The organism is Pedobacter jaeyakensis, from assembly GCF_054461315.1.
In genome coordinates, this window is sequence record NZ_CM136921.1 from 2,416,350 (window position 1) to 2,428,797 (window position 12,448).

Genomic DNA, 12,448 nt, shown 5'->3' on the forward strand with positions numbered 1-12,448 from the left:
ACATAGAACAAATAAGATGAAAGTAACAAAACAAGTACTTCTAGCCACTGCTTTGCTCGCTTTTTCCACTGGAATAAGCTTCGGACAAAATTATCATATGCAGCCCGTCGCAATTCAAAGTCGTTGGGCAAAAGAGGTTTCTCCATCAAACGCGCTTAAGGAGTATCCGAGGCCGCAATTGACAAGAAACAATTGGGTTAACCTCAACGGTCTATGGGATTATGCAATCACCGTAAAAGACGCACCTCAGCCAGAAAAGTTTGACGGTGAAATCCTGGTTCCTTATCCATTAGAGTCGGCTCTTTCAGGTGTAAAAAAATCCCTGATGCCCAACCAGAACCTTTGGTATAAGCGTACCATAAACTTCAGCCCTAAAAAAGGTCACCGCACACTATTACATTTTGGTGCGGTCGACTGGCAAACCACTGTCTATCTAAATGGTAATGAGGTTGGCGGACATACAGGCGGCTATGCCGAGTTTACAATAGACCTGACTGCGAATTTACGGCAGGGTGAAAATACGATTGTTGTTAAGGTTTATGATCCTACAGGAAGCGGTATCGGTCCGCATGGTAAACAAGTCCTTAAACCGGAAAACATTTACTACACACCAACGTCCGGCATCTGGCAGACAGTATGGATGGAATCTGTACCGGAGGCATTTGTTTCAGGTTTGAAGATTACACCAGATATAGATAAATCTGTAGTCAATGTGGTTGTGAGGTCAGCATCAAAATCTCCAGTTACGCTTGTGGTTGAAGGAAAAACGATCAACGGAACCACAAATAGCAATATCGCTCTGCCGGTAAAGAATGCAAAATTGTGGAGCCCGGCCAACCCATACCTATATGACCTGAACGTAAAAATGGGTAAAGATGAGGTTAGCAGCTATTTTGGTATGCGTAAAATTTCGGTGGCTAAGGATGACAAGGGAGTAGATCGTATTATGCTTAACAATAAGCCATATTATAACCTGGGAACCCTAGATCAGGGTTTTTGGCCAGAAGGACTTTATACTGCGCCAACTGATGAAGCTTTGGCTTTTGACATAAAGGCAATTAAGGCGATGGGTTTTAATACCATCAGAAAACACATCAAGGTAGAACCTGCCAGGTGGTACTACCATGCAGATAAATTAGGTATGTTGGTTTGGCAAGATCTAGTTAACCCGAATCAAGGCTTGCCTGAAGGAAGTAAGCCGCAGTTTGAAAAAGAATCACTAGAGGAACTGAACCAGTTACATAATTATCCGAGCATCGTAACTTGGGTATTGTTCAATGAAAAATGGGGACAATACGATCAAAAGCGGCTGACCAATTGGGTGAAGCAAACTGATCCTTCCAGAATACTGAATGGGCATAGTGGGGAACTACTTTATGTAAATAATGTACTCAGGAGCCCTTCTCCAGATGCATATATAGATGCAGATATGACAGACGTGCATGCTTATCCTGATCCAATGATGTCTGTAAAACAGAAAGGGAAGGCGCAAGTGTGCGGAGAGTTTGGTGGAATAGGAGTTTTTGTTCCAGAACATCAATGGTTGACCGGCTCGGCATGGGGTTACATCCAGGAGAAGCCAGCAGCACTTCAAGCTAAATATCAGGTAATGAATCAGCACTTGCAATTGTTTCATCAGCAGGGATTGTCCGGTTCAATTTATACGCAGCCTTTTGATGTGGAAGGTGAGCAAAATGGATTGATGACTTACGACAGAGCAGTAGTTAAAATCCCTTTTGCTGAATTACGTAAGATCCACAGTGCTTTAAACCCTGAGATGGGAGCTATATCTGAGGTTTCTGCGCAGAATGCAGATTTGACAGAGCCAGCTGCTTTATATTCTGTACTGTTGGAAGAATACATCAATGGTAAGCGTGAACCAGAATTCCTAAAAAGAATGGCGATGATGGCCATTCAGGCCGGGGATAAAGATGGCGCTGCATGGGCTTCGGATGCTTACATCGCAACAATGAAAGCGCCTTATACTGAACAACAGTTGGCTTATATTTTACAGGTTACTGAAGGAATAAAGGATAAGGGCTTTGGCATCATTCAGTCGGAAGCAAATGCTATCAATCATTTTATGGGCCCGAGGAATGCTGAAATTAAAATGATGAACATCATTTATAAAGATTTGATAGCACCAGTGGTAACAGGACCAAATGCCAATCCTGACTGGGATTTATTGTCGGCGTCCATAAATGTCTACGGAATGAGTGGAAAGGAAATTCTCAGTCGTGCAAAAGCCTTTCATTATTTAAACCATCAGGATTATAGTGCGTTCATCGCAGCAGCGGACGAATATATCGCTGGTTTTTCAGCTACAATCAGTCCGGAAGAGTTAAATCAGTGGGCCTGGACTATGTTTGAAAAGGTGGATGACAAAGCTTTGCTGAATAGGGTGGTAGTTTGGAGTGAACTTTCTGATAAGGAAGGCAAAAATCCAATGTTTATGGATACACGAGCTAATTTACTATATAAGCTGGGAAAGAAAGATGAAGCTATCGCCATTCAGGAGAAGGCTGTTGAGCTATCAGGAAATGCAGAACTAAAAGCCACCCTGGAACAGATGAAAAAAAACAAATAAAATATAAGTTTTGGTTAAGTCAAGCTGGCGAACCCCGGATAGGGTTCCCAGCTTTTTAGGTATATTGCGCCATGTTAATCAAGATGGCTCATTAGACATGGAAGATACAGTCCTCATCATTGATGATGAAAAGAAAATAAGCAGTTTGCTGGCGCGGATAATTGAACTGGAAGGCTTTGTAGTTTTTCAGGCAAACACTGGAAAAGAGGGTTTAAAAGCCTTAACTGTCCATGATGTTAAGGTAGTGATCAGTGACGTAAAATTGCCAGATGTGAATGGTGTTGACCTGGTAAAAGAAATTAAGAAGGTTAAGCCCTATGTAGAGGTGATTAATCTAACTGCTTTTGGTACAATTCAGGATGGTGTTATGGCCATGCGTAATGGCGCCTTTGATTACATCACTAAGGGAGATGATAATGATAAAATCATTCCGCTGGTTTACAAAGCAATGGAAAAGGTTAAGCTGCAACAGCGCGTGTATGATCTGGAGAATAAGATCGTTAAGAAATACAACTTTAATGCGATATTGGGACAATCCCGTCAAATAAAGGAAGCACTTGATCTTGCAGCAAGAGTAGCCACAACCGATACCACAGTGTTGCTATTGGGAGAAACAGGCACGGGAAAAGAGGTTTTTGCACAATCCATACATTATGAAGGCCCTCGTAAAATGAAACCTTTCGTTGCGCTAAACTGCAGCGGATTTAATCCGGAATTATTGGAAAGTGAATTGTTTGGTTATAAACTTGGCGCATTTACTGGTGCTATAAAAGATAAACGCGGCTTATTAGAGGAAGCTAATGAAGGTACTTTATTTCTTGATGAAATTGGGGAGATGAACTTAGACTTACAGGCGAAACTGCTGAGGGTTCTCGAGAATCAAACATTTATAAAGGTGGGGGACACCCAAACCAGCAAGGTGAACGTAAGAATTATCGCAGCAACCAACAGAAACCTCAAAGAACAGGCTGAGGCTGGAAGGTTCAGGCTTGATTTGTATTATCGACTTTCAGTTTTTTCTATTGAATTACCTGGCCTTTCACAAAGAAAGGGAGATATTATTTTGATTGCCAAACACTACCTTAAAGAATTTGCAGCCAAAGTAAATAAACCAAACTTTACGATGGATGAAGGTTTTTCAAACTTGCTGTTAAAACACAACTGGAAAGGAAATATTCGAGAGTTGAAGAACATGATGGAACGTGTAGTTATTCTTGCTGATGGTAATTTGCTCACTGCAAGCCTGCTTCCATATGAGTTCCATAATGTCGAGGGACAGGATAGTAACATGAGTTTGCAGGCGATAGAAAAGCAACACATCATCAAAGTATTACATTATACACGCGAAAATAAAACGGAGACAGCACGGCTCTTAGGTATCGGTTTAACCACTCTTTACCGTAAGTTAGAAGAATACAAAATTGATATCAAGGTTAGTTAAATCCGAGCAGTTTTATTTCCTATATTACACTTTTATTCAGGAGATTACCTGATATCCTGAAACAATTGTGACGAATAATAGTTAAATCAGAAATGAATCCTCAATTAACGCTTTTAGAGAACAGCACGGATGGAATTATTCTTTTAAATGCCCATTTGGATATTGAGTTTCTAAGTCCATCGATCAATAAAGTTTTGAGTTATCATGAAGTTATTGAGAATTTGACTATTAATCAGCTTCTATATCCCGAAGATCTTCCCGTTTTTATAAAGCAACTTGAAATCAGTATGCAGCTGCCAGAATTACCGTTAAAAGGTTTGGAACTCAGATTTTTGAATTTGGATGCAGAGATAGTTTGGGTTGAATTGTCCATAAGTAATATGCTGAAAGAGGCTGAAATAGGGAGTTTAGCAGTTGCAGTTAGGAATGTGTCACAGGCAAAAAAAACTGAACGTAAATTAGTTCATGCCAATCGTCTTTATGCTTTCATTAGTCAAATTAATCAGGCAATTGTACGTGTGAAGACAGAACAGGCACTTTTTGATGAAGCCTGCAGGATAGCCATCGAATACGGAAAGTTTGAAATGGCTTGGATTGGTGTTTGCGATCGTGAAAATGGTGTGATGAGTTTGGTTGCCAGTAGCGGGACGTCTGAGGATGAGCTTAAACTGTTTAAACATTATAAATACGACGTTGGTGGTCCAATTGAAAAGGTAATAGAAGGCCTTGACTATTATGTTGTAGGTGAGTTGGATAGGGAAAACAGGGGCGCATGGAATAGGATCGCAGTTATAAGACGATACAACTCTGCAATGGTTTTGGCGTTAAAAAAATCTGGCCAACTCATAGCTACTTTTAATATCTATTCAACAGAAGCCAATTTCTTTAATAAGCACGAAGTTAAATTATTGGTGGAAGCCAATAATGACTTATGTTTTGCGCTTGAGGTTTTTGAAAAGGAACGATTGCGAACCCTCGCTGAGGAAAGTAGAGAAAAGGCGGAGCTTCGTTTAGAAGAACTCAATAAAGATCTTAGGGAATATACCAATGAACTGGTTAGCACGAATACGGGACTACAGCAATTCTCTTATATTATTTCACATAACCTTCGTTCGCCGGTCGCGAATATTATGGCACTTACTAGCTATTTAAGAGATGAAACTAACACCCCTGAAACCAATTTGGAGCTGCACAGTGCATTAGATACCTCTGTAAAACTGCTCAATAATGTTATCATCGATTTAAATACCATACTGACTGTAAAAAACGAAATTTCTGAAAAAAGAGAAAACATCAGCCTTACTTCACTTTTAAAAGATATTCAGTTGAGCATACAAACAATGATACTCCAATCTAAGACAGTTATTACCACTGATTTTCTGCTTGGTGACCAGTTAAATTCTTTAAAAACTTACCTGCATAGCATTTTTATCAATCTCATTTCCAATAGTATTAAATATAGTAGGCCAGGAATTGCACCAGTTATTCACATAAAATCTGAAAGATCAGTTAATGAAGTGATCATCCTTTTTAAGGACAATGGAATGGGAATAGATTTAGAAAAAAAAGGAGATCAGGTGTTTGGCTTATATAAACGTTTCCATGAAAATATTAAAGGAAAAGGTATGGGTCTTTTTATGGTAAAGACCCAAATTGAAACACTAGGTGGAAGAATTTCAATTAAAAGTGAAGTGAACAAAGGAACCGAGTTTACAATGCATTTGCCAATTTAAGAACAATAAGGTCACTCGATAGTTCACTTGGTTTGAGGTCAGATATATCTACGATACAGTCTTTGCCAGATTTCTTAATCTTTAGCATTTTATTACTCCCTAAAATTGTCGCTCGCATTTCCGATTTGCATGCTAAATTCCTGATTTTTAATTCGCTGTTATAGATGGGATAAATACAGTATAGGTCTTTACCTTTTACTGTAAAAAAAGTTTCAACATGTGCCAGTTCCCCAGCAGGTTTAATCATTTTCGCGATATCGTACCCAGCCATGAATGCTTCTGTTTTTTTCTCAGGCATTTTGCCTTCACTCCATTGGTAGGAGGTTTTATAAGCCTCGGTTCCATAAATTGCTTCTCCGTTTACTTTAAGCCAAGAACCTATATCGGTGAGCCGCTGTTGCATAATAACAGGAATTCGACCATCTGCAGTTGGGCCAATATCTAATAGTAGGTTTCCGCCTTTGGATACAATATCTATAAGCATTAATATCAAATCATGACTGGTCTTATAATCTTCCAGTTTTTCATTACGATTGTACCCGTAAGAATGTCCAATACCCCGACTTTCTTCCCAGATTACACTTGAGTTCATACCACTACCATATTCGGAGGTAGTATATGTTGATTCTGTATTCTTCTCTCTTGTGTTTTTACCCCAGCGATCATTAACAACAACAGTTTTCCCAACAGGTGATTCGTTGTAAAGCCATGATAAAAGCTCCGGACTACGCCACTCAGCATCAGTCATGTCCCATTCCCCATCAGAAAATATAACCTGCGGCTTATACTTGTTCACCAAGTCTTTAAATTGTGGAAAGAGGTGCTCGTTTACATATCGTTTTTTGTCTTTAAGATAAAGTGGATTGAACCATTCATACAACGAATAATAGAAACCCATCTTTAATCCTGCATCATTAACTGCGTTCGTTAGGTCGCCCAGCAGGTCTCTTTTTGGAGTGCCGCTTACCGCATTCCAAGGATGGCCCCAGCTTTTATCTGCCTCTTTACTATCCCACATGGCGTAACCTTCGTGATGCTTAGAAGTTAGTACTACATATTTTGCTCCCGACCTCTTGAATATATCTGCCCAGGCTTTGGGATCATAAAGTTCAGCCTTAAAGCTTTTTTCAAATTGCGGATATTCAAAATCTGCTCCATAGTTTTTAATGTGGAAGTCCATAAAGTTCTGTTGTTTAGTATGGATTCGCCACCAATACCACTCAGAATAGCTATCTCCACTGTTTTCGATAACTGGTGCGTAGGATGGGACCGCATATACTCCCCAATGAATAAATATTCCAAACTTATCCTGATGGAACCAGGCGGGTATTTTCCGTTGATTTAGTGAATTCCAGTTGGCTTCATACTGTTGAGCTTTGGCAATAAATCCTGCAAAACAAAACAGGATAAAGATTATCGACCTTTTCATATACGAGGGTTTCTATTTGGTTTTAAGTAATTGTATTCAATTTACCAATTTAAAAATAATATTTAAATAACTTATCCTTAATAGCGTATTGATACTTTTGCACTGTTATAGTCTATAAAATACACTAATCGTAATTCGATAAATTTTATTAAAACTTTTGTGTTTTTTTAATTTATTCTTGTGAATCGTTTTTTTTTGATATCGAATTGTTTCAATTCCTTACATCTGTTATGGAATTTGCCATAAATATTCAAATATTACAGTGATTTATGTTTCTTTAGTAATTTATTCATGCTTTTTAGGCGATAATAATGATTGATATATCTTTTTATCTATTTAACTCACTTTATTACCAGTTATTTTATGATTTTTCAGGAGTTATAGTGCTGTAGGTTGTTTGTTATTTGATTTTAGTGCGCAACCTTTGCCAATTATCATAGAAATGTAATATAGAACTAATATTGAAAAATACTTAGTGTAATTTATACACTAATAAATATTATTCTTACATTTGTAGAGTCAAACAGCAAACGCTGTTATCTTAAAAAGAAAAGATAGGTAAAGTGCTTTTACCTTAAAGACAAAAATCCCGTTCATACAGGGTTTATATTTGGTTAGAAAGAGGTAGAGCTTGGATGAGTCTACCTCTTTTATTTTTTAACTAAATCGCATAATTTTACAGGAAACAATATCTTTATCCATGCAGCAACTCAAGTTCATTGTGCCTTTTATCAGGGAAAATGCAAAGATAATTTCAAGTTACCTTTTTACGCTATTTTTTGTTGCCCTTGGTATCTGGTTTATCAAACATGAAGGTTCTGAGCTTAAACAGGTTAAGCCATTATTGCTAACCGCAAACTGGGTTTGGCTAATTTTAGGTCTCGGTGTTAGTGTTGCTTATGTGTTTGTGCATGGACTGATGTATCGCGCTTCCTTCGCTGCAGTATCGGCTAAAGTTTCTGTTTGGGATGGTACTATATTATACCTTAAGAGAAATTTTGTAAGCGTTTTCCTTCCTGCTGGTGGCGTTTCCTCTTTAGCATTTTTTAGTGCCGCTATTGAGAAAAAAGGAGTTGGGAAGTCGCAAATTAATTTTGCATCCTCTATATATGGATTCGTAGGTATTCTCTCAGTGGTGGTTATTGCGATTCCGGTTTTCATTTATGGCATAATTGAGGGTACGATTGGTTATGGAGAGTGGTTTGGACTTATTACCGTGCTGTTTCTGATTGCTGGCTTGTATCTCATGTTTAGGTCAGTATTTAAAAAAGGTAAGATTTACAAATTGCTGATCAGATATATTCCGGCAGCAGAGGTTTATGCTGCGGAGTTTGCTTCAAATAAGATTGAACGGAAACATTTTCTAGCTACTCTTTATTATAGCTTGTTGATTGAAGTGATAGGTATTGTTCATATTTATATAGCAATGTTAGCGCTAAATATTGAGCCCTCATTGGTTTTTGCACTGATTAGTTATATAGTGGCGGTGGTTTTCCTGATTATTTCTCCGTTTTTAAGGGGACTTGGTGCAGTTGAAGCGTCTATGACATTTATACTGATCCGACTTGGTTATTCTAGTCCGGAAGCTGTTTCTCTCACGTTAGTCTATCGCTTTATGGAGTTCTGGGCTCCAATGGCTTTGGGTGCATTAAGTTTCTTGCTGAAGATTAATAAGCTATTGATGAGGGTAATTCCGGCTTTGTTACTTTTGGCTTTGGGATTGATCAATATCATATCTGTACTTACTCCAGCGATTCGGGAGCGGCTGTTATTTCTGGAGGATTTTTTACCGCTAGAAGCCATAACTGCATCCAATTATTTTGTGCTTGTAGCTGGGTTGTTTTTATTAGTAACAGCAGCTTTTATGCTGAAAGGCTTAAAAATGGCATGGTACTTTTCAGTCGTACTTTGTTTGGTTTCGTTGGTTGGTCACCTCGGAAAGGCGATTGATTACGAGGAAGGCTTGTTCTCTATTTTGGTTTTATTTATTCTATTCGCCTCTAAAAAGGAATACTACATCCGCCACAATAAAAAGTTACGTACCCTTGGGATCCAGACCACTTTACTGGGGATGGCAGGTATTTTTATATACGGATGTATCGGGTTCTATTTTTTAGATAAAAGGCATTTTAATATTGATTTTAATTGGCTGCAGTCCATCAGGTTTACGTTGCAAAATTTCTTTTTGGTTGGTAGTTCGGAACTTCAACCCGCAGACACATTCGCAAGAGATTTCTTATATTCTATCAACGTAAGTGGGTTCCTGTCACTTGCTTTCCTGGTATATACATTGGTTAGGCCATACATTTCCAAGCCTGAAATTAATGCAGATGAGTTTGATGAGGCTTTAGCGCTTCTTTCAAAGTATGGTGATTCATCTGTGGATTATTTTAAAACATATGCTGATAAGCTAATATACAAGGCGGAAGGTATAGAGGGCTTTATTGCTTATAGGATAGCAGGTAATTTTGCGGTTGCGCTTGAGGGACCGGTGGCATCGCCAGAGCAAAAAATAGAGCTTGTGAAAGCTTTCGATAAATACTGCTATGAGAGTGGTGTAAAAAGTATTTACTACCGAGTTTCAGAAGAGAGTTTGAAAAGCTTCAGTGCTCTTGGCAAAAAAAGGTTATTTCTTGGTCAGGAAGGTACTGTCGACTTAACCAGTTTTTCGCTGGAAGGCGGGAGTAGAAAATCTATCCGCAATGCGCTAAAAAAAGTATCTGACCAGGGTTTTGTGACTAAAATTTATGAAGCTCCGATTTTAGATGGCCTGCTACAAAAACTGAAATCTGTTTCGGATGAATGGTTGTCGGACACAGGACGTGAAGAAATAATTTTCTCACAAGGAATGTTTGACCATCTTGAGTTGAAGCAACAAACGATCATCACTATCGAAAATGCGGAAGAAAAGATAGTTGCTTTTCTAAATGTTATTCCAGATTTTGTAAAAGGTGAGGGCACTTATGACTTGATCCGTAAAACTGCTGATGCGCCGAATGGTTCAATTGATTTTATTATGGTTGCGCTCTTTAATTATTTAAAGGCCAGAGGTTATTTGGCAGTAAACCTCGGTTTTGCACCTTTGTCGGGTTTGGCCAGTCCAGAAAACTTCCCAGAGCGGTCGATGAAATTTGCTTATGAAAAAATTAGCTCATTTTCGCACTACAAGGGATTGAGAGCGGCGAAAGAAAAATTTTCACCGGCGTGGAGCAATAAGTACCTGATTTATGATCATCACTACGATTTGCTGCAGGTACCCGCAGTATTAAGTAAAGTAATTAAGCCGTAACAACTATGAAAAAAATCTGGATCACCATTTTCATGTTGCTATTCCTATGCAGCAATATATTTTCCCAGGTCACCGATTCTGTTAGTTACGGAAAGTTTGGGCGGATCACTATTTACAAGCCCTATGGTACTCCGTCCTCAGTTGCGCTATTTGTTTCCGGAGATGGTGGTTGGAATAGAGGCGTGTTTGAAATGGCCAAAAACCTGGCGAATCAAGGCGCATTGGTACTCGGTATAGACGCAAGGCACTATGAATACTATCTTTCAAAAGTAAAAGACGATTGTTTGTATCCGGCGGCTGACTTTGAAGAGTTGAGTATGGATATCCAGAAAAAATATAAGTTAACTACCTATCATAAGCCTGTTTTGGTAGGATATTCTTATGGAGCAGTTCTGGTGTATGGTATTTTGGCGCAGGCTCCGGCTAACACTTTTAAAGGGGCGCTTGCGTTAGGATTTTGTCCAGATATCAATATGGTTAAGCCTATGTGCAAGGGAAATGGTTTGACACAACGTGTGCTAAAGCCAGGTAAATCCTATTATTTAGAAGCAACTAAGACTTTAACCGCACCATTTATTGTTCTGAATGGTGTGAAAGACCTCACCTGTCCGTTTGAAGCCACCGAATCATTTTTAAAAGACATGCCAAACGCAGAACTAGTGGCCCTTGATAAAGTTGGTCACGGTTTTGGTGTAGGCAGCAACTGGTTACCTGAATTTAATGCGTCTTACAAAAAAATTGTTGGAGGTACAGGAGAGGCTAAAACCTCGGTAGGTGAAAGTTTGCCGTTGACTGTTGTTTCCGCTGCTAAGAAAAATTCTTTACCCTTTGTCTTCATGATTTCCGGCGATGGTGGTTGGACCAGTTTTGATCAGTCGCTCGCAGAAGCGCTTGCTGCCAAGGGACTTTACGTGGTTGGTCTTGATGCTCAGAAGTACTTTTGGAATGCAAAGACGCCTGAAGAATGCGCTACAGAGGTAAATAAAGTAATCTTTAAATACCAGGAGCAGTTTGGGAAGAAGAACTTTGTGTTAGCCGGCTATTCTTTTGGGGCGTCGGTAGTGCCATTTTTGGCGAACAGGTTACCGGAAGAACTTGCAGCGGATTTGAAAGGTGTAATTTCTTTATCTCCAGACGCGGTAGCTGATTTTGAAATCCATATCGCGGATATGCTCAATTTTGGAGGTTCAAAAGGTAAATACGATGTTGTATCTGAAATGAAGAAAATTAAGAAAATCAAACCTGTTTGTGTTTTTGGTAAGGATGAGGATGACGATGAAAGGGATAAGTTCTTAAAGTATGGAATCAAGGTGATCAATATTCCGGGAAATCATCACTACAATAAAGATTACCAAGGAATAGCGGCATTAATTAGCGGTATTGCAGATTAATATTTCTTTTAGTCGGCCGATTCGTTAACTTTATTAGCAAATACTACTTATGAAAAAGATCACATTTTTACTACTGTTAGTGGTGTCTGGAGCTGCAGGGTTTGCACAGAAACAGGATGCGGTACTTGGCCGGTGGGTGAATTCTACAGGTGAGGCGCACATAGAGATCACCAAAAGATCAGACAAATATTTCGGAAAAATTATATGGCTGAAGGATCCGAAAGATGAGAAAGGAAATATAAAGACAGATTACCAAAATCCTAATACTGCATTGAGATCGAAACCAATAGTGGGATTAGAGATCATGAAAGATTTTGTGTACGAAGACGGAAAATGGACTAATGGAAACATTTATGATCCTAAATCTGGTAAAACTTATAGTTGCAATATGAACGTTAAACCTAATGGTGATCTAAATATGAGAGGTTACATTGGTATTTCTTTAATTGGTAGAACTGAAGTTTGGAAAAGGGTAAAATAATGATGAGGCTAATCTTTTTTCTTTTTTACATTCCCTTTGTATGTTTAGGGCAAACCTTTAGTTTAACGCCTTTAGTCAGCGGCAGTACGATAAGCAT

At 38.8% G+C, this 12,448-nt stretch carries 7 protein-coding genes; 6 read left to right on the forward strand and 1 reads right to left on the reverse strand.

The window, feature by feature from the left end:
- Positions 1-16: 16 nt before the first annotated feature.
- From ACXZ1K_RS10815 to ACXZ1K_RS10825, 3 genes are all read left to right on the forward strand, one after another.
- Positions 17-2,587: a glycoside hydrolase family 2 protein gene (locus ACXZ1K_RS10815; protein WP_458969678.1), complete on the forward strand. Its 2,571-nt coding sequence runs from the start codon at positions 17-19 to the stop codon at positions 2,585-2,587.
- A 97-nt stretch (positions 2,588-2,684) separates the two neighbouring features.
- Positions 2,685-4,028 (forward strand): sigma-54-dependent transcriptional regulator, encoded by a 1,344-nt coding sequence (locus ACXZ1K_RS10820; protein WP_458973249.1) that lies wholly within the window; start codon positions 2,685-2,687, stop codon positions 4,026-4,028.
- Positions 4,029-4,120: 92 nt separating this feature from the next.
- A complete protein-coding gene (locus tag ACXZ1K_RS10825) occupies positions 4,121-5,761 on the forward strand; it encodes a GAF domain-containing sensor histidine kinase (RefSeq protein ID WP_458969679.1) in 1,641 nt (546 codons plus the stop codon).
- On the opposite strand, the gene ACXZ1K_RS10830 is transcribed toward ACXZ1K_RS10825, so the two are convergent.
- Positions 5,739-7,190 carry an alpha-L-fucosidase gene (locus ACXZ1K_RS10830; protein ID WP_458969680.1) on the reverse strand — a complete coding sequence of 484 codons (1,452 nt, stop codon included), beginning with the start codon at positions 7,188-7,190 and terminating at the stop codon, positions 5,739-5,741. The genes ACXZ1K_RS10825 and ACXZ1K_RS10830 overlap by 23 nt on opposite strands.
- Before the next feature lie 700 nt (positions 7,191-7,890).
- Here ACXZ1K_RS10830 and ACXZ1K_RS10835 point away from each other — a divergent pair.
- The 3 genes from ACXZ1K_RS10835 to ACXZ1K_RS10845 are packed head-to-tail and all read left to right on the forward strand — an operon-like array spanning position 7,891 to position 12,351.
- Positions 7,891-10,479 (forward strand): phosphatidylglycerol lysyltransferase domain-containing protein, encoded by a 2,589-nt coding sequence (locus ACXZ1K_RS10835; protein WP_458969681.1) that lies wholly within the window; start codon positions 7,891-7,893, stop codon positions 10,477-10,479.
- Positions 10,480-10,484: 5 nt separating this feature from the next.
- Complete coding sequence (locus tag ACXZ1K_RS10840; RefSeq protein ID WP_458969682.1) at positions 10,485-11,870, forward strand: AcvB/VirJ family lysyl-phosphatidylglycerol hydrolase; 1,386 nt, start codon at positions 10,485-10,487, stop codon at positions 11,868-11,870.
- Positions 11,871-11,919: 49 nt separating this feature from the next.
- Positions 11,920-12,351 (forward strand): DUF2147 domain-containing protein, encoded by a 432-nt coding sequence (locus ACXZ1K_RS10845; RefSeq protein ID WP_458969683.1) that lies wholly within the window; start codon positions 11,920-11,922, stop codon positions 12,349-12,351.
- Positions 12,352-12,448: the final 97 nt, after the last annotated feature.

Excerpts from the sequence above, each read along its gene's own strand:
- ACXZ1K_RS10845 (WP_458969683.1), top strand. The coding sequence starts at position 11,920 with ATGAAAAAGATCACATTTTTACTACTGTTAGTGGTGTCTGGAGCTGCA.
- ACXZ1K_RS10830 (WP_458969680.1), bottom strand. The coding sequence starts at position 7,190 with ATGAAAAGGTCGATAATCTTTATCCTGTTTTGTTTTGCAGGATTTATT.
- ACXZ1K_RS10820 (WP_458973249.1), top strand. The coding sequence starts at position 2,685 with ATGGAAGATACAGTCCTCATCATTGATGATGAAAAGAAAATAAGCAGT.
- ACXZ1K_RS10815 (WP_458969678.1), top strand. The coding sequence starts at position 17 with ATGAAAGTAACAAAACAAGTACTTCTAGCCACTGCTTTGCTCGCTTTT.
- ACXZ1K_RS10840 (WP_458969682.1), top strand. The coding sequence starts at position 10,485 with ATGAAAAAAATCTGGATCACCATTTTCATGTTGCTATTCCTATGCAGC.
- ACXZ1K_RS10835 (WP_458969681.1), top strand. The coding sequence starts at position 7,891 with ATGCAGCAACTCAAGTTCATTGTGCCTTTTATCAGGGAAAATGCAAAG.
- ACXZ1K_RS10825 (WP_458969679.1), top strand. The coding sequence starts at position 4,121 with ATGAATCCTCAATTAACGCTTTTAGAGAACAGCACGGATGGAATTATT.